The sequence below is a fragment of the Paenibacillus sp. GYB004 genome (assembly GCF_036577605.1).
Lineage (GTDB): Bacteria > Bacillota > Bacilli > Paenibacillales > NBRC-103111 > Paenibacillus_AB > Paenibacillus_AB oceani.
Window position 1 is genome coordinate 1 of the sequence record NZ_JARBDB010000071.1, and the last position, 23,419, is coordinate 23,419.

At 48.8% G+C, this 23,419-nt stretch carries 18 protein-coding genes, 1 pseudogene and 1 riboswitch; of the genes and pseudogenes, 4 read left to right on the forward strand and 15 right to left on the reverse strand.

Annotation, left to right across the window (positions count from 1 at the left end; genetic code table 11):
• The 3 genes from PV433_RS32045 to PV433_RS32055 all read right to left on the reverse strand — a co-directional run.
• A partial coding sequence (locus tag PV433_RS32045) for an ABC transporter ATP-binding protein (RefSeq protein WP_332076032.1) occupies positions 1–1,601 on the reverse strand: 1,601 nt, incomplete at its 3' end.
• Positions 1,598–3,463 (reverse strand): ABC transporter ATP-binding protein, encoded by a 1,866-nt coding sequence (locus PV433_RS32050; RefSeq protein ID WP_332076033.1) that lies wholly within the window; start codon positions 3,461–3,463, stop codon positions 1,598–1,600. The genes PV433_RS32050 and PV433_RS32045, both read right to left, overlap by 4 nt.
• Positions 3,464–3,821: 358 nt before the next feature.
• Positions 3,822–4,865, reverse strand: a complete 1,044-nt coding sequence (locus tag PV433_RS32055; RefSeq protein ID WP_332076034.1) for an Ldh family oxidoreductase — start codon at positions 4,863–4,865, stop codon at positions 3,822–3,824.
• A 372-nt stretch (positions 4,866–5,237) separates the two neighbouring features.
• Here PV433_RS32055 and PV433_RS32060 point away from each other — a divergent pair, with 372 nt between their 5' ends.
• The gene (locus tag PV433_RS32060) at positions 5,238–6,089 is read left to right on the forward strand and encodes an AraC family transcriptional regulator (RefSeq protein WP_332076035.1); all 852 of its coding nucleotides are present in this window, start codon (positions 5,238–5,240) and stop codon (positions 6,087–6,089) included.
• An 897-nt stretch (positions 6,090–6,986) separates the two neighbouring features.
• On the opposite strand, the gene PV433_RS32065 is transcribed toward PV433_RS32060, so the two are convergent.
• Positions 6,987–7,757 carry a nucleotidyltransferase domain-containing protein gene (locus PV433_RS32065; protein ID WP_332076036.1) on the reverse strand — a complete coding sequence of 257 codons (771 nt, stop codon included), beginning with the start codon at positions 7,755–7,757 and terminating at the stop codon, positions 6,987–6,989.
• Between the two features lie 147 nt (positions 7,758–7,904).
• On the opposite strand from PV433_RS32065, the gene PV433_RS32070 reads away from it, so the two are divergent.
• Positions 7,905–8,033, forward strand: coding sequence for a hypothetical protein (locus PV433_RS32070; protein ID WP_332076037.1), 129 nt, complete (start codon positions 7,905–7,907; stop codon positions 8,031–8,033).
• 291 nt (positions 8,034–8,324) lie between these two features.
• Here the strand turns inward: PV433_RS32070 and PV433_RS32075 are convergent, their stop codons facing one another.
• The 3 genes from PV433_RS32075 to PV433_RS32085 all read right to left on the reverse strand — a co-directional run bounded on the left by PV433_RS32075 (position 8,325) and on the right by PV433_RS32085 (position 10,858).
• Positions 8,325–8,894, reverse strand: a complete 570-nt coding sequence (locus PV433_RS32075) for a dihydrofolate reductase family protein (protein ID WP_332076038.1) — start codon at positions 8,892–8,894, stop codon at positions 8,325–8,327.
• Between the two features lie 370 nt (positions 8,895–9,264).
• The gene (locus PV433_RS32080) at positions 9,265–9,696 is read right to left on the reverse strand and encodes a GNAT family N-acetyltransferase (protein WP_332076039.1); all 432 of its coding nucleotides are present in this window, start codon (positions 9,694–9,696) and stop codon (positions 9,265–9,267) included.
• Positions 9,697–9,943: 247 nt separating this feature from the next.
• Positions 9,944–10,858: an AraC family transcriptional regulator gene (locus PV433_RS32085; RefSeq protein WP_332076040.1), complete on the reverse strand. Its 915-nt coding sequence runs from the start codon at positions 10,856–10,858 to the stop codon at positions 9,944–9,946.
• Positions 10,859–11,035: 177 nt separating this feature from the next.
• Here PV433_RS32085 and PV433_RS32090 point away from each other — a divergent pair, with 177 nt between their 5' ends.
• The gene (locus PV433_RS32090; RefSeq protein ID WP_190929645.1) at positions 11,036–11,827 is read left to right on the forward strand and encodes a phytanoyl-CoA dioxygenase family protein; all 792 of its coding nucleotides are present in this window, start codon (positions 11,036–11,038) and stop codon (positions 11,825–11,827) included.
• A gap of 194 nt (positions 11,828–12,021) precedes the next feature.
• Here the strand turns inward: PV433_RS32090 and murD are convergent, their stop codons facing one another.
• From murD to PV433_RS32120, 6 genes and pseudogenes are all read right to left on the reverse strand, one after another.
• Positions 12,022–13,353 (reverse strand): UDP-N-acetylmuramoyl-L-alanine--D-glutamate ligase, encoded by a 1,332-nt coding sequence (murD, locus tag PV433_RS32095; protein WP_332076041.1) that lies wholly within the window; start codon positions 13,351–13,353, stop codon positions 12,022–12,024.
• A 141-nt stretch (positions 13,354–13,494) separates the two neighbouring features.
• Positions 13,495–14,076 (reverse strand): annotated as a pseudogene (locus PV433_RS32100) (NADP-dependent oxidoreductase).
• 273 nt (positions 14,077–14,349) lie between these two features.
• Positions 14,350–15,315, reverse strand: coding sequence for a class 1b ribonucleoside-diphosphate reductase subunit beta (gene nrdF / locus PV433_RS32105; RefSeq protein WP_332076042.1), 966 nt, complete (start codon positions 15,313–15,315; stop codon positions 14,350–14,352).
• Complete coding sequence (gene nrdE / locus PV433_RS32110; protein WP_332076043.1) at positions 15,303–17,396, reverse strand: class 1b ribonucleoside-diphosphate reductase subunit alpha; 2,094 nt, start codon at positions 17,394–17,396, stop codon at positions 15,303–15,305. The genes nrdF and nrdE overlap by 13 nt, the downstream gene beginning before the upstream one ends.
• Positions 17,393–17,764, reverse strand: coding sequence for a class Ib ribonucleoside-diphosphate reductase assembly flavoprotein NrdI (gene nrdI / locus PV433_RS32115; RefSeq protein WP_190929641.1), 372 nt, complete (start codon positions 17,762–17,764; stop codon positions 17,393–17,395). The genes nrdE and nrdI overlap by 4 nt, the downstream gene beginning before the upstream one ends.
• Positions 17,761–17,985 carry a glutaredoxin family protein gene (locus PV433_RS32120; protein ID WP_332076044.1) on the reverse strand — a complete coding sequence of 75 codons (225 nt, stop codon included), beginning with the start codon at positions 17,983–17,985 and terminating at the stop codon, positions 17,761–17,763. Before PV433_RS32120 ends, nrdI begins: the two co-directional genes overlap by 4 nt.
• Before the next feature lie 393 nt (positions 17,986–18,378).
• Between PV433_RS32120 and metE the strand changes: the two genes are divergently transcribed.
• Positions 18,379–20,649, forward strand: coding sequence for a 5-methyltetrahydropteroyltriglutamate--homocysteine S-methyltransferase (metE, locus tag PV433_RS32125; RefSeq protein ID WP_332076045.1), 2,271 nt, complete (start codon positions 18,379–18,381; stop codon positions 20,647–20,649).
• A 20-nt stretch (positions 20,650–20,669) separates the two neighbouring features.
• Here metE and PV433_RS32130 read toward each other — a convergent pair whose 3' ends face one another.
• On the reverse strand, positions 20,670–21,611 hold the full coding sequence (locus PV433_RS32130) for a LysR family transcriptional regulator (protein WP_190929638.1): 942 nt from the start codon (positions 21,609–21,611) through the stop codon (positions 20,670–20,672).
• Between the two features lie 309 nt (positions 21,612–21,920).
• A riboswitch (cobalamin riboswitch) is annotated at positions 21,921–22,126 on the reverse strand.
• A 142-nt stretch (positions 22,127–22,268) separates the two neighbouring features.
• Complete coding sequence (locus PV433_RS32135) at positions 22,269–23,150, reverse strand: phosphotransferase family protein (RefSeq protein ID WP_332076046.1); 882 nt, start codon at positions 23,148–23,150, stop codon at positions 22,269–22,271.
• Between the last annotated feature and the right edge of the window lie 269 nt (positions 23,151–23,419).

Below are 23,419 nucleotides of genomic sequence, written 5' to 3' on the forward strand. Positions count from 1 at the left end.
ATCGTCGACAGCCGGTGCGCGATGATGATCGTAGTCAAGCCTTGGCGAAGCTCGTCGATCTGTTTTTGCACGCGGCGTTCAGTCTCGAGATCAAGCGACGAGGTCGACTCGTCGAGGATCAAAATCTCAGAGCGTCTCAAGAGGGCTCGAGCCAAGGCAAGCCGCTGCTTTTGGCCGCCGGACAAATTGATGCCGCGTTCGCCCAACTCCGTATCGTACCCTTGGCTTAGCGTCAAAACGAAGTCATGGATGCACGCTTGTTCGCATGCCGCTTCCACGTCCTCTTGCTTCCGGCTTTCTCCCAGCAATATGTTGTTGCGGATCGTATCCGGGAATAAATACGGGTCTTGAAAGACGACCGAAATCCGCTCGCTCCAGGCCTTTCGTTGAATCGTGGTCAACGGCTCCCCGTTCACACGAATACAGCCGCTGTCTGGATCGTAAAATCGCAGCAGCAGCTGGGCGATGGTTGATTTGCCCCCGCCACTAGTCCCCACGAACGCAACTTTACGGCCGACCGGAATCGTAAGGGACAGTTGCTCCAGCACATTCCGCGACTGCTCGTTGTACCGGAAGCTAACCTGCTCCAGCACCAAGCTGCGAATGGGACCTTCTATCCCTGTTTCGCCATCGGCAATCTGCGGGCCTTGCACCACTCCCCGGATGCGGTCGACCATAGCGAGCCGGCTCTGCGCCTCCATGGCGAACAAATACACGTCATGGATCGCGTTCATCAGTTGGGAGGTGAATTGGAAGATCACCACGTACATCCCGATCGACAAGGCCCCGTCCATCACCAGATACCCGCCATAACCAAGCACAAGCAGGCTGGCCCCCCATTTCAGCGGATCGCTCCAAACCAGTTTCTTGTTCTCCAGCTTGCCCTCTTGCATGACCTTATCGAAATAAACGGCAAAATTGGCATTGAATTTGTTCTGTTCCCATTCTTCCCGGTGAAAAGCGATCACTTCCCGCGTAGATGAAACGCCTTCCTCCAAGTGAACGAGAAAGTTGGCTTTTGCTTCCTGCAGCTGTTTGGACACTTCACGAATGTTGCCGCCGAATTTCTTGCCCAACGCCAGGTACAAAGCGCTGAATACCAGGATGCAAACGAGAATGACGGGCGAGCTCCAGCCGATAATGACGGACAAAAGCAGCACCGTGACGATATTCGCAATGCCTTTCGGCACAAACTGCGTCAAGGCGACCGTCGTCCAGTTAATGTCGTTCGAGAAATAGCTGACATATTTGCCGATGCGTTCATTGTTGTAGATTGGCGTTGGCGTCTTGTAAATGGCGTTCATCAGGTCTTCCGTGAGTTGGGCATTGATTTTATAAGCGCTGACCCGACCCGTGTGCGTCCACAATACGCCAAAAAAAGAAGAACAGACGATAGCCAACGCAAACCAGCCTAACGTTTCGGGCAATAGCACATAGTTACCGCGCAGAAAGATGTCGTCAATGACAACCTTCTGTACGGCCGTCACCGCGATACCTGCCACCGTAGCCAACAGTAGGTACAACAGCCCCAACGTAAACCCGGATTTATACTTCCATATGTACCGTTTCATCCAATGTACGTTGAGCATAACGTCATTCATACCGGTTGCTCCTTTCCTTGTGCGGGTGACGCCGACCGGGACGCTTGGTCCGCGGACAAGGAATGGCTTTCAGCCGCCTCTCCCTCCTGAGACAAGCGAACGGCAAGCCGGTAAAAGGCCCCTCTCTTAGCCATCAGCTCCTCATAGGAACCAACCTCCTCGGCACGGCCGTTGTCGATCAGCACGATCCGGTCGTAATCCCTGACCGTGGACAACCTGTGGGCAACGGCTATGGTCGTGCGGCCCACAAGCAAGCGGTCGAGCGCATGCTGCACTTCCTTTTCGCTGGCATTGTCCAACGCGGAAGTCGCTTCGTCGAGCAGGATGATCGAGGGATTTTTCAAAAACATCCTTGCAATCGCGATCCGCTGCCGTTGACCGCCCGACAACTTGATGCCCCGTTCGCCGACAAGCGATTCGTACCCGCCCGGGAATTGCATGATGAAGTCATGCGCATGCGCCGCCTTCGCGGCAGCGACGATCTGCTCCTCCGTCGCGTCCGGGAATCCGAAGCGGATGTTCTCCCGGACCGTGGTCCCGAATAAGTAAGTGTCTTGGAACACGAACCCGATCGAGCTGCGCAGCTGACGGAAGCTCAGCTCCCGCAGGGAAACTCCGTCCAGCTTCACTTCCCCCTCGCGAGGATCGTAGAACCGCCCGATCAGCTTCAACACCGTTGATTTGCCATTGCCGCTGGTCCCGACTAGCGCGATTCGTTCCCCGTGCTGAATGTGCAGGTCAAAGCCCTTCAAAATAGACGGATGCGCCCCATACCCGAAGGTGACTTGACTGAAGGAAAGATTGCCTTGCAGCTCCTTCAATTGCCGAGGGTGATCGGCTTCATTCACCTCCGGAACCTGCTGTAAGAAATCGTACAGCGCTTCGGCTTGCGCCAAGACGACCTTCTGCTCGGTAATAACCCCCACAAGGGAAGTTACCGCTTGCATGAAGAGCATATAATAGAGCAAAAAGGCGATGATCGCACCTACAGTTAGGGAACCAGCTTGAATGTCTTTTGCCCCGAACCAGAAAATCAATACCAGGCCAAGCGAGGTCGTCATCGCCCGCAGGTTCTGGTTAATATGGCCGTTCACTTGATAGCGGACGATCATCTTGGCGATTCGGCGGGTGCCGTCCATTAAACGCCCCATATCCCAAGCTTCCGCCGAGTGGGCTCGGAGCTCCGGCGTGGCCGAGATGCTGTCGTAAATTTTCTTGTTATAGAGCAGTCGGTAAGACAACGCCGCGTTTATATATTTGGTGTATTGCTGTTGAAAATAGGGCCCTAGGATGTAGTAGGAGAGAAAGCAGGGAATGGTTAGCAGACTAAGCTTTACGTTCAAGGCCAGCATGACAATGCTGAACAATATCGCCATAAACAAGCGCTGCACCATCTCGGGGAACATAACGCGATACATGGTCTGTACGGCGGCTACCTCGGTATTCATCAGAGATAAGGTGCGGCCTACGGGGTTTTGCTCGTGATAGGCGAAGCCCATGCGGCGAAGGTGCCGGAATAAAGTGAATTGCAGATCCTTGCCCGCTTGCATGGAGAAAAGACGCTGCAGGATATTGCGCGCAGCCGTCAGTCCAATCATTATGCCAATAAATCCGATTACGGCCGCGAATAAAATCGACAGCAGCTGGGTGTCGCGGTTTGGCACTACATCATCAACAACGGCTTGCAGAAATCTGGGTATGGCCAGTTCTGCAAAAGATATGCCGATGCCGCATAAGATGAAAAGCAGAAATTGCAGGCGATAGCGGGTGAGGAAGGAAATCGACCAGCGGTACACGCGCATGGCTTTCACAGTACGTTGAAGAAACGAAGCGGTTTGTGGGGGAGCATCTGATACGGACATGGTTGACCTGCCTTTCTGTATAATAAGTACCTGTATGATATAGGTATTTTTAGCTTATGTCATTACATATTATGGAACACATGTCAGGTTGTCAATGAGAATCTGGCTTATGAAAACGGCAGCCGATCCGGCTGCCGTCGTATGCTATATTCAACTATCGTCTTCGTTAGCTGAACCACCACTATCACTGAAAATACGGCCTTGCGCCGTGATTCGCTTTTGCATGGTCCGATGCCTGCGGAACTTCCTGCTGCCATATGAAATCCCATTTCTGCCGAAAGTCTCGCAGCAAGGCAAAACTTAGACTGGAAAAAAAACCGATTTTTCTCATGTGATTTCTTTCTGTAATCTCACGAATTTACATGGTTGAATCGGAAATAGTAGGCTTGCTAACCCCGGATTTTTCGCTGACGCGGCGGAAAGTTTCATACATCTCAATTGGATATTCGATCCACCCGCGCTCCATCATTTCCCGGCGTTGTTCAAAGGAATGTTTTCCCGGATAAGTGCGGAATGCATTCAAGTACGCTTGAATTTGCTCCTTCATCGCATCAACTTTAAACAATTTGGAGCTAAATGCTAGGATGACTGCACCTTCGCCCCATGGCTTGCCTGGAGCATTTCCGAAAAACCCTCCCGTTAGGGCACCCGATAGAAACTCCATGCCCATCGCCATGTGCAATCCCTTCAAGCCACCTAGAGGGGCAAACGATCCGTTGCCGCGATCGGCCTTTAGTAGCCCATACAAAATCTCCGTATCTTGCGTAGGTTCGCCATTAGCGTCCAAAATGGTCCCCAGCGGCAAGGTGCCATAGCGATCCGCATGCTCCTTAAGACTAATCATGGAATGCCGGCTGTAAGAGCAAAAGGAACCGTCGAACAAAAAAGGTGGTTCTCCGGGAGCGCAGATGGCGAACGGATTGTTGCCTATCCGGTTTTCATCGGAAATTCTCATGTTCAACAGCGGATTATTTTGCGTGATGATTAATCCTATTTGCCCCGCCGCCAATACCGGCCTCAGTCCTTCGCCGATTATGTTCGGCTTCGGTACGGCCACAATGCCTATGCCATATGTGTCTGCGATTGAAGATGCAAGTACTGCGCCTTTTCTTGCCACCTCATCCGGCCAATTGCGATACGTAGAATATATGCGTGCAGAGATGGGGGTGATTTGTTCGGTTGTTACCTCCAGCCGGCGACTTATCTGTCCGTTCTGAATACGCTCCACGATGGACTCCAAACGAGCATTACCTCTCGTAAAATCGCCAATTAGATCCAGGTTTAAGGCGATCTCCGTCCATGTTTCTACTACGTAATCGTCCTCTACCCACTTTCCCAGTACCTCACGGCTCCAAGAACTCATTTCCTCTACAAGAATGGGTACCGTTTTAACGTTTTCCACGCGAACACACCAGCTTTCCTCCTATTAATATAGCAAAGACTACCGATATCAGTCGGCAGTCAATAGCTGTTATAAATTAAATTGGGAAAATAATACCATTTATTTTCTATATCTGTCAATAAGCGGTTTGTATTATCCTGCCCGTTACATCCATGTACCCCAAGAGGAGCTGTCCTTGTTGCAACTCCTCGATATCGTCTCCGTTAGTGGAATAACCTAATTTCTTCTGTACAATGACGGAGGATTAGGCTATTTTTGTCTTTTGGATGGTTGCTGGATAGAATGGTTAAACACCCTTGCATTTTGGTGCACAGAATGCACGGCCACGAGATCCTTATTGATATATATTGAAATTGGAAGGGATGATCGTGAATGGATTGGGCCGAAAGAATGAATAAAGCAATCAATTATATTGAAGAACATCTTACAGGAGATATCGATTACGAAGAGGTAGCAAAAGTCGCGTGTTGCTCGGTGTACCATTTTCAACGTATGTTCTCTTTTATTACGGATGTTTCATTATCGGAATATGTGAGACGTCGACGATTAACGTTAGCGGCTTTTGAACTTCAAAACAGCAATATTAAAGTTATTGATCTTGCACTGAAGCTGGGATACGACTCGCCAGAAGCATTCACCCGCGCATTTCAAAATTTACATGGCACCACACCGACTGCCTCACGTAACGTCGGTATAAAACTCAAGACTTATCCACGAATCTCCTTCCAAATTTCGATTAAGGGAGTCACGGAAATGAATTACAGGATTGAAGAATTAAAGGGATTTTCCATTGTGGGAGTGCAGGAACAGGTTAGTATAACTGATGCCTTTAATATTGTTCCTCGGATATGGGCCAATGCCAAGAAAGAAGGACTCTCTGAGAAGCTGTGGGAAATACGGGAAACCGACCATAAAATGAAGGGGATTTTAGGAGTAAGCGCGGATGGTGATCATGGTAAAAATGAGAAGTTCCATTACATTATGTCCATTGTATCGGAGCATTTACCACCAGAAGGAATGATAAAAAGAAGTTTTCCGGAAGCTGCTTGGGCTGTATTCGAAGCGGAAGGTGGGCCAGATGGTATAGGCGAGCTTTGGAAACGCTTGTATACAGAGTGGGTCCCAGCCTCAACGTATGACCTCGCTTATTTACCTGCCATTGAATGTTATTTGCCACCAGAAGAAAATAAAAATGAATTATGGGTAGCAGTTGTCAAAAAATAATAATTTGTTTGACTGGAGTACTTGCTGCGCAAATCTGCCTGTCCCTTAACGCGCCATCTCCCGATCTGGCTCGCCGATGCCGGCATGTGCCAATCACTTTTGGCAAGGGTTACGATACCGTTCCTCAAGACGGAGGGGGACAGTTTGCAGATCCTAAAAAACACTTTACAGATGGGGCATTCTGTAAGTGTTTCGGCAGAAAAGCATGCTCTGTCTGAGCGCATTTAAGAAAATCCGTCGAACTGATCGACGGTTCTCCGTTAGCATATCGCTTACTTGTATCGTCCTTCGTCAATACAGTTCGTATGTCCTCGTCCTCATCATTTAGTAACAGAGTTAGAACTTGAATTGTCGCTTTTTTATTGTAGACAATCCGTTTTCTAATCGAGCAATCTGAATCTCTAGCCATTTTTAATTGCAGGTGCTCAGGCAGTCGATTTTTTGTTGCAACATTAAACCTGACTCTTTCATCTGCATCGTCAGCGAGGATCTCCATAATCTCAACAGGAATTGATTTATTGTGTGCTACCCATTCGCGCATATTAGGGTAGCTTTTAATCACTTCTAGTCATACTTCAGAAGGTGCTTCATCCCAAGCGGCTTTCAGGTATTCATCCATGCTTTCACTACACCTTAGCCTAACAAATTCTTTAGCAGAATTAATCATTACTCAACCCTAATTTTTAGATTTATTTCCCATCCTATCAAAGTTGCGGCCTCATTATGTATTTTCTGTGCTATCGTACTCCGTTAGCTCAATAGTCTTATGTTTTAATTAGAGTCGCTGCTTATAGTTGTGAGGCTTGCCGAACACCTAATGCAGTGACGTCCCGACGGGCTTAGGGGGCTGGATGTGGTCACTCGCTTCTCAGAGTGACCTGAAGCGTCAATACGGTGTTAGTCGAAGGAAGTTCTGGAAGCAGCCATTGCATTTAACGCGTTCTCAAAATAGCTATATACTTCATCTGCAATTCCCAGAAACTCTTCAACAAGTACATTATTACTATCCAAGTAACAAGCATACAGATAATCAACTAAAGCGGAGTCAATCTCACAATAGTTTAATATGGCATTCTTCATCTTAATAATGTCATCTTGCCATACACCTGTATCTTCTAAAACCAAAGAGTATAATGCACGAATTAATCTCTTAGAGTAACCTTTAATATATCTATTTTTCATGGTGTTATCACTAGCATTAGAAAGTAAACTATGTATACGATCTACTTCCTCCTTGGTCTCTGTATTTAAGTCTAAAATGAACTCTGGAGAAATAATTATCGGTGGTACTTTTTCACCAACGTCATGACCATATATGCAAACACAAATTATCTTTACCCAAAAACCCCACTCATTTGGTTTACTTAATACATCGTCAATCGAGCAAATTGTCGTATCAATCTTAGTTACTACTGGATATTTTTCCAAAAGCCTGTCTTTAATATTTGACAATCTTTCGTAATCAATATCTTTGGGATTTACACATACAATTGTAAAGTCTGCATCTGACTTATAAGGTTTAGCAGTTCCTTTTGGAATCGAGCCACACATATAAATGCTATGAATCTTACCTTTAAATTCGGTAAGTATATTAGCTATAAACTTATCAACAAAATCCTTATATTCACTTTGTATTACAATTCTATTTATAACTTTTTCTAATATCATATAGACTCCTCCTAAACTAAGAACTTCTTTCGGCTAACGTCTTTTTGCGAACTTCGTAAATTCGTCATGACTTAAGCTAGAACCGAACAAACAGGAGATAATCATTAGCCGGACGTTCGAAGCTCCCCGCGAGCTCGTTTTCCAAATGTGAAACTGACGGAAACAACCTTGTACCCGTCGGTAGAAATTCGTGACGGAGTGCTTCAGTCAGGCATGTCCGAAGGTGCGATCGAGCTGATGGATCGTTTCGCCACCCTGCTGGCCAACCATTCCTAGTAGGAGCACGCCATGAAATGGTTCGTTCGCATCGCACAAGGACATTAAATCCGGATATAGTGTTGGTCTCGGGACAGGGAGCCGCGACTGCGGGGGTCCTTTCGTCCTGTTGATTCTCGTACTCGTTTTACTATTCAACAATCGCCCTGCCGCTAACTCCAAGCATTGAACCGATCGTGAGCTTTTGGAACGAAACTGCCCGTTCGCACCGACGGCAGCCGGACATGTTGGCCGGCTGCCGTTATGTAACGATTAAGCTATCGTCTCCGTTTAGCGAAACATTTTGAACGGCTATTTCTCCAACTCATAGCGGGACGCGATAATGCCCGACTTGAGCGTTCGGCTGGACAGCAGCTTGAGCCTGATTTTCTCGCCGCCGCCATCGAATACCGATTTTCCGCCGCCCAGGACGACCGGACAAAGGGTAAGCAGGAATTCGTCGATCAGACCGAGCTTAAGCAGCGTCTTCGCCGCTCCCGGGCTGCCGAAGATAACAAGATTTTTGCCAGGCTGCTCCTTGAGCACCTTGATTTCCTCGGCGATATTGTCCTTGATCAGCATCGTATTGTTCCATTCTACCTTGTCCATCGTGCCGGAAATGACGATCTTCTTAACGTCCTGCAGCCATTTGGCATGCTCCATATCATGCCTCGACGCATTCGGATCGCCCAGCACCGTGGGCCAGTAGCTCTCCATCATGCGATACGTCGTGCGTCCGTAAACAGGAGCTCCGACTTCGGCTACGATCTCCTCGGCGTATTTCTCTAATTCTTCATTGTACGGAATCCAATCGAGTCCTCCGTTCGAATCCGACGCATACCCGTCCAGCGACACATGCATGAACAATACGAGTTTTCTCATGTCGTTTCTCCTCCGATTTCGAATTTATTTGAGTCGAATCTTTTGGCCGTTGGCCCGCGTTTCATTCTGCTGTTACGTTTTAATATATGGCGGGATAGTTTCAGGAAACATGGTGCCGTCATTCCCATCCTCAATTGCAAAGTTAAGATTAATCTTGTAATCTCCTGCATTTCACGCCGACTGGCGCTTATAGCAGAAGCAGAACTTGTCGGGCGATACCTGTTAGCGTGCGGAGGCCGCGTAGATTGATCTGCCGGAAAAACTGTCATTGAGTATTTTCATAATCATAATTTCGTTCAGTGCCCGCGCTTAGCGGCACCACAGACGACTATAGTAAGCTATTTTCATAGTTGTAGTTGAAGAAGAAGTGTTATAATTTAAGTAATAAAACCTTTTTTTCATAGTTGTCTAAACACCATCGAAGCTTCCTTAATATATGAATGTTAATTTGTTTGTCCTCATAGTCAACTTCTACAAAACCAAATTTCCCATAAAAATGCTTTAACTCTTCAAAAGGTAGACAGTAAACTTCCTTTAAGTTACTTTTCCTAGCTTCTTTTACTAAGTAATCAACTAACCCATTTGCAAGCGATAGTCCTCTGAACTCATCCAATATATATATACCGCCAATTTCTACTTCCTCTTCATTAAGATAAACAATTCTTCCTACGCCTGCAAATTTATCCTTATATGTAACTATTGCAATAGTTTCATTTTCCAAACTACTCGGCACAAAGCCTATTTTTTGATACTGTTCATTTACCCATTGGAGTTCATTTTTAGTTGCTAATATTATTCCCATTTCTTTTCTCCTCCCTATTTTATAAATACATAGTATAACAAAGAGAAGTTATTTAACTACCCTGCCCGTTACGTCAATAGGCCGCCGATCGCCAAGCAAAAGACTTGATCGGTATATTACGAAAATGTAATAACAAAAAAAGGACTTTCTCCATATGTTGAAACAGCCCTTGATCGTACACGGTTTTATTTAGATTGCGAGCAAAGCGAATTATTCAGAGGCCCCCCCATTAGTACGATCAGGGCAATTAATAATTGTGATGGGAAGACCTGTTCCCGGAGGTCAGAGCCGTCGAGCGGTACTGCCCCGGTGTCTTACCCGTCAATTGCTTGAACGCTTTATTAAAATGGCTCAAATCGTTAAAGCCGACCTCCTGCGCGATATGGATGATTTTATCGCCGGAGCTGCGAAGCAGCTCGCACGCCATACCGATTCGCACCTCGTTGCGGTATTCCATGAACGTTTTCCCGGCATATTGCTTGAACTTGGCGGTAAAAGCCGCCGCGCTCATGCCGCACATCTGGTAGATTTGCTCCATCATAATCGGCTGCGCATAATGAAGCTTGGTGAACTCGCACACCCATGCCATCACCGATTTTTCGTCCCGCACAGCAGACAGCGGCTCGGACACCCGTTTCTCGTACCATCGGCTTAAGGAAATGAACAACTCCATCAGCATCGCTTTGACGCACAACCGGTAACCCAATTCTTTTTTTCCATACTCGCCTACGATCCTGTCGAGCACAAACTTCGTCTCCAGCCCTTCGTTCACCGTCAGCTTCAAGTGATACTGAAATTCCGAAGAAACGCGAATCATCGGCTCCAGATAGAAAAAACGGATAAACGGAGTGACCTGCGACAGCTGGCGAAGCTCAACTTCAAGCAACTCCGGCAGAAACAATATATTGTATACTACCATCGGCACACTGCCCGTCACCCGGTAACCGTGTTCCGCCTGCGGCTCGATGACGAAAAAATCGCCTCTGGCGATCGGATAGGTTTCCCCCTGGTAAATATGCTCGCCCTCGCCTTCGGCAACGAAAACGCATTCAATGAATTCATGCTTATGCGGCGCAATTGCGTTCGAGTGAAACTCGTAAGGCGCAATATGAAACGGAAAATCCGGGCTTTCCAGAAAATGCTCTTTCGTGTAGTAAATCATCGTGATCCCTCCGCCAGCGAAACGTTCAAGGAGTTTGTTCCTATTGTAGCACCCTGAATCGCGGAATAGTGTAGAAAATATCCCATGTTTTGCAGCAAATTCGCCAAGTCGCCCGCTTCGACGCATGATATGTTTGATTCAGAAACCAGACTTGATGGATGAAAGGATGCGATCGTGTTGGCGGAAAAGACGGATCAGTGGGTAACGCAGGAAAAAGTGGAATTTTACAAAGAAAACGGCTTTGTGCAGATCGACAACGTACTGACGGCGGAGGAACTCGAGGAACTGCGGGAATATGCCACTGAAGCGATGACCACGGAATCGAAGCATTCCGTCAGGACGGATCAGGATGGGGGCGCTTACTATAAGGTATTGAACCAAAAAGTAAACGTATGGCGGGACCACGGCGGAATGGCCAAATATTCGCTCCACCCGCGGCTTGCGTCGATCGCGATGCGTTTGACCGAGGCGAGCGGAATCCGTTTGTTCCACGATCATTTGCTTTGGAAAATGCCGGGCGACTCGAAGCCTACTCCTTGGCATCAGGATACGGTCAAATGGCCGATGAACGAAACAGGTGCGCTCTCGATATGGCTAACCCTTGACGACGTGGACGAGCGAAACGGCTGCATGATGTTCATACCGAAATCGCATACGGCCGGCAAGCTGAAAAATATAAGCCTGGTGGATCCTGTCGACATCTTCGAGTATGTCAAAGGAACGGAACTGGAGAATCAACGGCCTGTCATCGTACCGCTCAAAGCGGGAAGCTGCACGTTTCACGACGGACTGACGTTTCACTATGCTCACGCCAATCAGACCGATAAGCCGCGCCGGGTACTCGCCACCATTTACATGAAAGACGGTACGACATACAACGGCGCCAGCCATGTGATGACGAACGAGCAAGGTCTGGTTGTCGGCGAGCCGATTCGCGGACCGCTGTTTCCGCTGCTTGCCAAAGCCTAATATCGCTGCCTCCAGCGCGTTCAACAAAAGGCAGAGCAGATTACGGACAACCGATCCGCAGGCTGCCCTGCCTTTTCTGTTGTACCGACGAATACTTTTTCAACAACGCGCCCTGCTTTTCGGTATCTTCTTCCGTTATGCAAATGACTCCTATAACCGAATTAAACGTATTCTGGAGGAGCACCTCTTCTTACTCAAGCCTTCCCCTCTGACCGCTGCAATGCCCCGACCAGCTCTACAAAGTGACGTCCGCGCTCTTCAAAGTTTTTGTATTGGTCATATGCGGTGCAGGCAGGGCTCAGCAGCACCGTGTCTCCCGGCACGGCCAGCCGGTGCGCTTGTGCCACTGCCTCGGTCAAATCCCCGCAGCGAACAAGGGCCGGGCAGTTCGGCACTCCGCGTGCGGCAGCCTCAATTTGACTTGCCGCTTCGCCGATCAGCAGCAACACCTTGACATGGTTAGGAAGCAGACGTGCCATCTCATCAAACGGTACCTTCTTATCTCGCCCGCCAGCAATCAGCAGCACCCGGCCCCTGTGCGCGTGCAGCGTGGCAACGGTACGGGCAGGACTGGAGCCGATGGAGTTGTTGTAATAATGCACACCGTCTACAGTTGCCACCCATTGGTTTCGGTGCTCCACGCCGGCGAAGGTGCGCACCGTCTCCAGAATGGCCTCGTCCGACACGGTTCCCCGCACGGCGGTCATGGCAGCCATGACGTTTTCTACGTTATACCACCCTGGCAAACGAATATCACGAACAGGTACCAGTCCGTCGATCACATCATCGTGGATCATGTGTCTGCCGAAGTACTTGGTCTGCCCCCGACCATGCAGTGCGGCGGTCGCAGGATTGTCGCCGTTCAGGACGGCAAGATCGCCAGCCTTCTGAAAATCCAGCAGCCGGTTCTTGGCGGCGATATATTCATCCATGTCATGGTGCCAGTCGAGATGATTGGGCGAGAGATTGGTGATTACCGCCACATGGGGAGAGCGCGTCATGTCCATCAGTTGGAAGCTGGACAGTTCGACCGCGCATACGTCCTGCGGCGACATCTCTGCAGCGCGCGTCAGCAGTGGTGTGCCAATGTTGCCGCCGAGATGCACCGTGCACCCGTCGTTGGCCAGCATGTCGGCAATCAACGAAGTCGTGGTAGTCTTACCGTCCGAACCGGTCACACCGAAGATGGGACACGGACACAGCGCGAAGAACTCCTCCATCTCACTGGTCACACGACTGCCGCCCGCGCGGGCCGATTCCAGCGCCGGATGGTTTGGCCGCATCCCGGGAGTGCGGAACACCAGGTCGCCGCCAACGCGTTCCAGGTAATTTCCCCCTATGTGCAGCCTGACGCCCAGATCGTCCCATTCCTCCCGGGGGAGGTCCGGGTCGCGGTCCCGCGCGGTGACGATTGCCCCGGCCGAGCAAAGCATGCGGATCAGCGGTGCGTTGCTGACCCCGACGCCGATGACAGTTACATCTCGACCAGTCAGCGATTGGATATAGGTTTCAAAAGCAGGATTCATAGACACCTCCAATTAGGAATATCAATAAATCGAATATACCACATATTGAGATATTGAAATGATCCGGCCCGTTCGTTTGCAACCGATTCCTTTCCGTATTTGGTCGACAGGCTCAAGCAGGGACGTCCGCGGCGGCCGCTCTTACTTTATTCTAATGATTACTTTTCCCTTGGCCCTTCCGCTTTCCAGGTAATCGAATCCTTGCCCGGCGTCTTTCAAAGGATACACCTTATCGATAATAGGCTTAATGAGACCTCCTTCAATCAATTCCTTTAAGACCCTCAATTGTTCTCCGCTCGGTTTCATAAAAAGGAAGTGATACTTGCGGTTGTGGCCACAAAAGCGCCCATCTGCTTGGCCAGTTGAATGGCGAAGGTTCCTACGCCTCCCGAGCCTGCGTGAATCAACACTTTTTGGCCTTTTTGAAGATGTAACAGATCGACAAAAGCCTGGTAAGTCGTAAGTCCGATCAGCGGGATCGATGCCGCCTCTTCAAAGGTTAGATTCTCCGGCAAATCCGGAGAAATCATTTCCTAAGATTAGAGGAAACCTGTAATTCAGCAGGAATTTCATTTTCCCTTCCTTAATTTTAAAGTCAATCGGATTTAAGCTGGCTGCATGAATCTCCACCAGCACATCGTGCTCTCCGATAGTAGGCATTGGTTGTTCGGACATCACTAATGGGACATCTTTCCCGTATCTCTCAATGATCATAGCCTTCATTTTACAACCACCCCCTATATGATTATTAGTTTAAACGCATGAACCAATAGTGCAAAATAAGTTTCTCGCTAACCCGCTCCAGTATTCCCCCTTCAAGTCTTAGGGTAAACATGGTGCTCTGTGCATCGTTTTCTTAACAAAATCAAGCTAAAGCTGAGGATTCAAGATTTTCCAAGATTGAGGCTCCTTATTCAGGATCGAAATGCACTTCATCTCTCTCTAACAGGTCAAACGGCGAAATGAAAGGCACCCTCATCACAAGGGTGCCCCGTATTAAAATCGAAACGTATCGTCTGTGATCGGAGCCACCTTCGCTACTGCGTATGTGGAGCCTTTTTGTGAGAAAAAGTCATATGTCGAGCCCTCATTCCGAATTCCGTTCATGACGATCGGATTCACTTCCTCATCCGGGAACATGACTTCAAAGCCGATATTCATAAGCGCTTTGTTCGCATTATAGCGGACGTAGCTTTTGACATCAGGACTTAGTCCGGTTTCCGCATACAAGTCGTTCGTATAGCTTACTTCGTTGTGGTAAAGCTCGAGCAGGAACTCGTAGGCCCAGACCGTCAGTTGCTCCTTCTGCTCCGCCGTGAACTGCTTGAAACGCTGCTGGGCGAAATACCCGATTGCAACGCCGTGAATGGACTCGTCCCGGAGAATGAGCGATATCACTTCCGCGCTGTTCCGCAGGACGCCTTGTCCACCCAAGTACAGCGGGAAGAAAAACCCGGAGTAGAACAAGAAGGACTCGAGCATGACCGACGCGAACATCGCCTTCCACAAGGAGACATCGTCGCCTTCTTTGATCGAAAGATAGACGTCGCTGATTCGCTTCGCCTTATATTGCAAATACTCGTTGCGCTTGACCCAGTCGAAAATCGCGTCGATCTCGCTGTTCGTGCACAAGGTTGTGAAAATGTAGGAGTAGGATTTCGCATGAATGGCTTCGAACGAAGCGAACACCGTGTACAAAGCTTTCTCTTGCAAATTCGGCTCATAACGGGCGATTTCGTTCATTCCGATATTGGTCTGAATGGTGTCGAGCAGCGTTAACCCGCCGAGCACCTTCTTATAGGTATCCTGATGCGCGAAATCCTGCCATTGCTTGATGTCTTTGCTGACCGCGATTTCTTCCGGGAACCAGATCTGCTTCCATTGCTGGTCCCAGAACACTTTGGTCAGCTCATGCTGGTTGCGGTTCCAGTTAACGGCTTCGAATGTTTTTAAATCGAACATGAAACACACTCCTCGATCGTTTGCAGGCGCTGACGCACGTAGTACACCGTCTTGATCCCTTTCATCCAGGCATAGATGTACAGGCGGGCCAATTGCTCGGTCGTCCATTGGTCGGTCACGTATAAGGTCATCGATATCCCTTGGTCAATGTGACGCTGAGCAGCTGCGTATAGGTCTATCATTTGATACTGGTCGATTTCATAAGCTTCTTTATATAAGGAGATGTTGTCGTTGTTCAAGAACGGCATCGGATAGATGGTGCGGCTGTCGGCGTAATCGCGAATCTCCACCTTCTCCGTGCATGGCGCGATCGAAGCCGTACTGCTACGGATGTAAGAGATGCTTCCGGTCGGTGCGATCGCGAGGCGATAGGCATTAAACAAGCCGTGTTCCATGACCTGTTCCTTCAAGGCGCACCACATCTCTTGCGTAATCACCGGAACGTTGCCAAGCGCCTTTCTCACTTGTTCCGGCAGCTCGATAACCTCTTTGGACACGTATGGATCGAAATAAGTACCGTTCGCGTAGTCGCTCTGTTCGAAACCGTGGAACGTTGCTTTCTTCTCCTGGGAAATCCGCATGGACGCAAGCAGCGTGTAATAGTTGACGGCTTCCATGAATGCGTCCAGGAACTGAACGGACTCCTTCGAGCCATACAATATTCCTTGAGAGACCAGATGACCATGCAGGTTCATCAGCCCAAGGCCGACCGAATGCATGAGGCGATTCGCTTTTGCTACCGACGGAACGTTCTTGATTTCCGTCATCATGGACACATTCGTCAATAGGCGCATCGACGTGTCGATCAATTGTTCGAAATCGTTCTCTTGCACCGCTTTATGAATGTCAAGGGAACCCAGGTTGCAGGATACGTCTAAGCCGTATTCATTCTCCGTGCCGTGGTCATGAATAACGCTCGTCGATTGAACCTGCAAAATTTCCGTACACAAGTTGGACATCTTCACCCGTCCTAGATTGCGCAGCGGATGCTTCTCGTTCACATGATCGTCGAACACCTCGAACGGATAACCCGATTCGAACTGCGCTTTCTTGACCTCTGTGTACAATTTGCGCGCATTGATCCGCTTGATCTTACGAATGTTCGGATTGTCCAAGAACTCATAGTACATTTCGCTAATGCTGATTTCGGACATCCTTTTGCCGTATTCCTTGTAAATGTCGTACGGGCTGAACAGCACGATGTCCTTGTCCCGCTTCATCAGCTCGAAAAAGATGCTTGGAACGATGATTCCAGTTGACAACGTCGCAAGGCGGATTTTATCATCGGCGTTCGGCTTCTTGGCTGAAATGAAGTTCTCGATATCGGCGTGGAAAATGTTCAGGTAAATTACGCCGGAGCCGTTGCGCTGGCCCAATTGGTTCGAATAGGAGAACGAATTCTCGAGCAGCTTCGCGACTGGCATGACGCCGCTCGCGCGGTTCAGTATCTCTTTGATCGGATCGCCGAGAGGTCTGAGGTCGGTCACGTTTACCCCGACACCGCCGCCTAAGCGGGACAGCTCCAGGCAATAGCCTATATTCTCGGCAATACTGTTCATCGAATCGTCCATTGTCAGCTTAAAGCAGCTGACAAGCTCTCCGCGCGCTTTTTTGCCGCTGTTGAGTGCGGTTGGCGTTGCCGGCTGATACGCCGACATCATGACCTCTACCGCGCGCTCCGCCAGATGCTCGTCCCCTTGCGCCAAGTACAACGCGGTAATGACGATTCGATCCTCATACTTCTCCAGAATTTCCTCGCCATTCCTGCTTTTCATCGCATAGCTTTCATAAAATTTGCTCGCGCTCATGAACGAAGGAAACCGAAATCCGTAAGCATAAGCCTTGTCGTAAAGCCGCTCGATAAACGACATGTCGTACTGCTCCAAAAATTCGGATTCATAATAGCCCTCGTCGACGAGATAACGTATTTTTTCTCTTGTATCGATGAAGTAACGCAGCTTCGCGTTGACGTGCTCTAAAAAGTAGCGGCGCGTTGCCTCTTTATCCTTGGCGAGATCCAGCTTTCCCGTCCGGCTGTATTGATTCAGCATCTCGTTGTTCAATTTTAAATAGGATTTCATCCGACGTGCTCCTCTCGGAAACATTGCTCGTAATAGTCGTGAATGGCCTCATAGTCTTCCGCGAAGCCGCGCATGTCGATCTTGCGCACGAGCGGGACATTCAACTGCCGCGCGATCGAATCGCCGGCTCCGCCGAACACGTTATGGCCGAAGTTGCTGTTACCGCTCACGATGACGCCGCGGCAAAGCTTGCCGTTCCTCTCGAGAAACAGCTTCACCTTAACCGGGATCTCTCCTAGGCCGTCCGTATATGTAAACAGCAAAAAAGGCTCCGCAAGCATACGGTCTTCTTCGATTTCGATCGCAGGCAACCGAAGCCGCGAAACAATATACCGGACATTACCTGTACGGCTCGCAAAAGCGATCATACGTTCACCTGCTCCATAAGTTTGACCATTTCGCTCGTATCGAAAATAAACTCGCCGCCAGCTTCCATAACCGGCAAGCTCGTGACTCCCGCTTCTAGTAATCTTTCACGCGCATCTTCGTCATGATCGATGTTGACGATCTCGACTGCGAGACCAGAACGCGCAATTTCAGATTTGATCCACATGCATTTCGGACATACCGTTTTCGTATAAAGTTTCATACCGATTCTCCTCCGGTTTCGTTTTGGTCGAATAAAAAAGCACCCTCGGGGATGAGAGCGCGGCCACCGACATCATTCGACTCTAGTTTTAGATAACGAGCCTTGTGCCATCGGCACACCCCAACATAGAATCCTATGTCTTCATGGCGTCAGCACCTGACCGATATTCGTATTTTAAATGAAGTACAATCATCATAGCATACGTACGCCAATATTCCAATATACAGTATGTTAATTGTCCTTTTGATCCTTTTCCATCAATATATTGATATGACAAGCTTCCCGTTTGGACCATAGAATAAAACTATGCCTGGATATAGCTTTTTTGTGTTTCCCGATAGCAGCTTCCGCGCTCTATACTAAAGCCAACATTCACGCAAGGAGCTGTTACAATTGAAAACATCCATTATCGGTTATCCGCGAGTCGGAGCGCTAAGAGAGCTTAAATTCGCATCGGAAAAATACTTCAAAGGCATGCTTCCCGTCGAAGAACTGCAACAAACGGCGGTTCAGCTTAGATCGGCCAACTGGAAGCTTCAGCAGGAGAATGGCATCGATTTCATTCCGTCCAACGATTTCTCCTTCTACGACGGACTGCTCGACACAGCTTGCTTGCTCGGGATCGTTCCGCAAAGATACCAAGCGCTCGGCCTAAGCCCGCTGGAGACGTATTTCGCAATGGCGAGAGGCTATCAAGGCGACAAAGGCGACGTTAAAGCGCTGGCGATGAAAAAGTGGTTCAACACGAATTATCACTACATGGTGCCCGAAATCGACGATACGACAAGCATCCGTTTGGCCGGATCAAAGCTATTCGACGAATTTACGGAAGCCAAACAGCTCGGCATCGCAACCAAGCCTGTGCTGATCGGAGCATTCACCCTGCTCAAGCTCGCGAAATTCACCGGCTCGAAGAAAGCGAAGGATTTCGTGCCTGCGGTTGTCGAAGCTTATACGGCTGTCCTGAACCAATTGAATACGCTTGGCGCAGCATGGCTTCAACTGGATGAGCCTGCATTGGTAACGGACTTGACTGCGGAAGATATCGCACTGTTCACGGAGCTTTATAACGGTATTCTGTCCGCCAAAGGCAGCGTAAAAGTTGTCGCACAGACGTATTTTGGAGACGTTCGCGACTGCTATCAGCTGCTTCAAGCGCTGCCGTTTGACGGGATCGGCATCGATTTCCTCGAGGGCAAGCAGTCTTTGGACCTCGTGCGCAAACATGGCTTCGCAAGCGACAAGGTGCTGTTCGCCGGCGTAATCAACGGCAAGAACATCTGGAAAAACCAATACAAGCAGACGATTGCCCTCGTTCGCGAGATTAGCAAGCATGCAAGCCAAGTCGTGCTCGGCACTTCATGCTCGCTGCTACATGTCCCCTACACGATTAAGCACGAAACGAAGCTGACGGCGGCGAATAAGCAATATTTCACGTTCGCGGAAGAAAAGCTGCGCGAGCTTGCAGAACTCAAGTCGATTCTGGAGCAAGCAAGTCCCGAAGCCTCCGCTTTGTATACAGAGAATGAGAAGCTGTTCAGCGCATCCCGCCTCGCGAACGACAACTCGGTACAGAAGAGAGTGGCGGAGTTGACGGACGCCGACTTCACGAGATTGCCTGCCTTCGCTGAACGGGAAACGATTCAGAAAGCGAAATTCAATCTGCCGCCGTTACCTACGACGACGATTGGTTCGTTCCCTCAGACAGCTGACGTCCGCGCAAACCGCGCAGCGTTCAAGAAAGGCAACATCACCGAGCAGCAGTATAAGCAATTCAATTTTGAACGTATCGCAGATTGCATTGTCCAACAGGAAGAAATCGGGATTGATGTCATTGTTCACGGTGAATACGAGCGCAACGACATGGTCGAATACTTTGGCGAATGCTTGGACGGCTTCATCTTCACGGAGAACGCTTGGGTGCAGTCTTACGGGACACGCTGTGTAAAACCGCCGGTCGTGTGGGGCGACATTAGTCGCAGCAAGCCGATTACTGTAGAATACTCGGCGTTCGCGAAGAGCCGTACCCACAAGCCGGTCAAAGGCATGCTGACGGGTCCGGTTACGATCCTGAACTGGTCGTTCCCCCGCGAAGATATCAGCCTGAAGGAAAGCGCTCTTCAGATCGGTCTTGCGATTCGTGACGAAGTACTCGATCTTGAAGCCAACGGCATCGAGATTATCCAGATCGATGAAGCCGCATTAAGAGAGAAGCTCCCGCTGCGTCATTCGGACTGGCAGAGCGAGTACTTGAGCTGGGCGATTCCTGCCTTCAGACTCGTGCATAGCGGCGTCAAAGCCGAAACGCAAATTCATACCCATATGTGCTACAGCCAGTTCAACGATATCCTTCGCGATATCGATGCGATGGACGCCGACGTCATCACGTTCGAAGCATCGCGCTCCGACTTGGCCATCATCGACGCAATCAATGAGTGCGGTTTCCGTACTGAAGTCGGCCCAGGCGTATACGACATCCATTCCCCTCGGATTCCAAGCGTCGAAGAGCTGAAACAAGGACTTGATCGCATGCTGGACAAGATCGAGGTCTCCAAGCTATGGGTTAACCCGGACTGCGGACTTAAAACCCGCGGTGTCACTGAAACGTGGGCCAGCTTGAAGAACCTTGTCCAAGCAGCCAAAGAAGTAAGAGCAACATTGTAATAACGGACAAGAGGATGGGCTCAAGCGAGCTCATCCTCTTGGTTGATGATCGGATAGCCGAAATCCGTAATGACTGTTTTGAGCTTCAGAACGTAGGCGGCGGCCAGCTGGCTCAAGCTCGCCTTCGGATTCACGATGTAACCTACCTGTATGCTCTCGTCCGTGCGCAGCCGTACGGATTTAATTTGCTCCCCGTTCAGATCCTTGTTCAGTACGCCCGAGCTAATGGTATAACCATTGAGCCCGATCAGCAGGTTGAATAACGTGGCGCGGTCACTGACCAATATTTTCTTCTTGTACGTCCGTGTGCTGAGTATTTCCTCCGCGAAATAAAAGGAATTATATTCGCCTTGCTCAAAGGCCAGGCACGGGAAGTCATCCAAATCTTCGATGTCCAGCAGCGACTTGGAGGCAAGCGGATGCTCCTCACTGATGAATACGTGCGCTTCCGCTTGGAACAGCGGATGAAATCGCAGCTCGTTGTCCTTTAATATCTTCTGAATCACCTTTCGGTTGAATTCGCTCATATAAATGATTCCGAGCTCGCTTTTCATATTCCGTACGTCTTCGATAATCTCGTAGGTGCGTGTTTCGCGCAGCGTACACTCGTACTCATCCACGTTAAGCTCCTTCAGCAGACCGACGAAAGCCTGTACCGAGAAGGCGTAATGCTGTGTTGAGATCGAGAACAGTTTCTTCGAAGGCTTACGATTCATATACCGCTGCTCGAGAAGCTCGGCTTGCTCCACGACTTGCCTGGCGTAGGATAAAAACTCCGCTCCGTCGCTTGATAGCACGATTCCCTTGGACGATCGAAGGAAAATCTCAATACCCGCTTCCATCTCGATTTCTTTCACCGCGTTGGACAAGCTTGGCTGCGAAATAAACAGCCTCTTTGCCGCTTCGCTTATGGAGCCGCAACTAACGATGGTCAGAATATATTTCAATTGCTGCAAGGTCATTGGAATCCCCCTTCACTCCAGAATTTGCTCCGTTTCACCCGTTCTAGCAATTGCCCGATCCGCAACTCCACTCGCTACCTGTCCTGCATTGGCGACCCTATACGGATGCTCCTTGATCCATTCAGAAACAATGAGATAAACATTGTCTTTCATATATGGGCTACTCTATGAAACATGGTATCGGCTCGTGCCGCATCTGCTAACAACAATAAAAGGCGTCTTCCCTGTGAAAAAAAACATAGGGAAAGACGCCTGCATAATCTACATTATGACGGTTCATCTAACACCTCCCTATCTCCCGTAGGTACAGCAGTGCTGTCAGAACAGGCAGGTCTCCTGGCTCCGGAATCGTCACTCGGCAGCGGCCTTCCCGATCCATGTAGATCAGTGGCTGGTTGAGCTGCCTGCTCCTCCGTTACAGTGGCGGGACCGCGTCGGTATTGCACCGGACTTCCCTATTAAGTCAGAACGACAAGCACGCTCGCCGATCAGACACCTGTTCTCGATTATGCAATTTATACAAAATTAAATATATCTACATCTTACTCGACAATGAACGATAAAAACAAATGTCCCTTTGCCTAATATCCAGTAGTGGAGACTTCCTTCCTATATCACAATATACTAAAAACGCTAATATGTTCTAAACCACTATGCTCAATAACCCACTGAATTCCTCAAAATAGCAATATTTTCTTGAAGGAACGTCTGATTTTTTTCAATTCCTCTGTTTTTACACCAAACAACTGAGCTGAAAGCATCGTAAATATCATAAAGCGGCAGCGCTCTTTCCAGAGCCAACATAGGTCGAATCGATTGATAACCTTCAATGAACGGTATCTTTGTCCTCGGATTGACTTCCCAAATATATCGATTGACTTTCGTAAAATCGATTTCCGACGATCCGCCACGGGCACTCTCGAAATCAATAATGCCGGCAACCTCGTTACCATTCACCAATATATTGCCTGGCCTAAAATCCATGTGAACCATGCAGGGTCCGTCCGGGTCCGGTAAAGCAGAGAACACTCGATCAAAGTGAAGAATACATCTTTCATACAATTCTGGGTCGAGAATTTCTTTGCATGGCTCTTTCCACTTTTCAAAATTACTTTGGATATGTAATCTCCAATTATTTTGCTCAAGTAACTTATAACCATCGGTTAGATGGTAACCATACCCAGGAGCTTTAACCTCATGGAGCTTAGCGTGATACATGCCAATTTGAAAAGAGAGTTTCTCATCAATGACTCCTGTACAAGGCACACCTTGGATGGCTGAAAGAAGCAATGCTCCCGTAATAGTTTCATCCCCATACCAAATGTCCAATACCTTAGGAACAGGTATTACATCTTTTAATGTTTCAAGTATCTGAAATTCACGGAATAGTTTATCCTTGTTAAATGGAATTTTTACAAAAACGTTTTCTCCACGGGCAAGAGTAAGTTTGTATACATCGGAACTAAAGGACTCTGGAACATCTTCTATATTCAAGACGTTCAACTTAAGCTTTTCTATAACTTTTAGAATGGAACTCATATGTTACCCCCTGCTTTGGAGCGATTCTTCCAAATTGTTTCTCTGAAAGCTGAGTTTATTCCAATATGTTACATATACCATAATCTTGTCCCAGTACCAAGCCCCCTTTTCGAGGGGCCTCCAGACAATGGTAAAACCAGCATATTCCATCCATAAAAAACAAAGAAGCCACTCCACTGTCAGGAGTGACCATGAGTTCATTGCTTGTGCAAGTGAGTTCGCGAAGCGGTAACATATTGAGCCTGCCAATCTGTCTTAAAACTGACTGG

Excerpts from the sequence above, each read along its gene's own strand:
- murD (WP_332076041.1), bottom strand. The coding sequence starts at position 13,353 with ATGAATCCTGCTTTTGAAACCTATATCCAATCGCTGACTGGTCGAGAT.
- PV433_RS32050 (WP_332076033.1), bottom strand. The coding sequence starts at position 3,463 with ATGTCCGTATCAGATGCTCCCCCACAAACCGCTTCGTTTCTTCAACGT.
- PV433_RS32065 (WP_332076036.1), bottom strand. The coding sequence starts at position 7,757 with ATGATATTAGAAAAAGTTATAAATAGAATTGTAATACAAAGTGAATAT.
- nrdF (WP_332076042.1), bottom strand. The coding sequence starts at position 15,315 with ATGTTCGATTTAAAAACATTCGAAGCCGTTAACTGGAACCGCAACCAG.
- PV433_RS32135 (WP_332076046.1), bottom strand. The coding sequence starts at position 23,150 with ATGAGTTCCATTCTAAAAGTTATAGAAAAGCTTAAGTTGAACGTCTTG.
- nrdI (WP_190929641.1), bottom strand. The coding sequence starts at position 17,764 with ATGATCGCTTTTGCGAGCCGTACAGGTAATGTCCGGTATATTGTTTCG.
- PV433_RS32080 (WP_332076039.1), bottom strand. The coding sequence starts at position 9,696 with ATGGGAATAATATTAGCAACTAAAAATGAACTCCAATGGGTAAATGAA.
- PV433_RS32120 (WP_332076044.1), bottom strand. The coding sequence starts at position 17,985 with ATGAAACTTTATACGAAAACGGTATGTCCGAAATGCATGTGGATCAAA.
- PV433_RS32075 (WP_332076038.1), bottom strand. The coding sequence starts at position 8,894 with ATGAGAAAACTCGTATTGTTCATGCATGTGTCGCTGGACGGGTATGCG.
- PV433_RS32130 (WP_190929638.1), bottom strand. The coding sequence starts at position 21,611 with ATGACCTTGCAGCAATTGAAATATATTCTGACCATCGTTAGTTGCGGC.
- PV433_RS32085 (WP_332076040.1), bottom strand. The coding sequence starts at position 10,858 with ATGATTTACTACACGAAAGAGCATTTTCTGGAAAGCCCGGATTTTCCG.
- nrdE (WP_332076043.1), bottom strand. The coding sequence starts at position 17,396 with ATGAAATCCTATTTAAAATTGAACAACGAGATGCTGAATCAATACAGC.
- PV433_RS32060 (WP_332076035.1), top strand. The coding sequence starts at position 5,238 with ATGGATTGGGCCGAAAGAATGAATAAAGCAATCAATTATATTGAAGAA.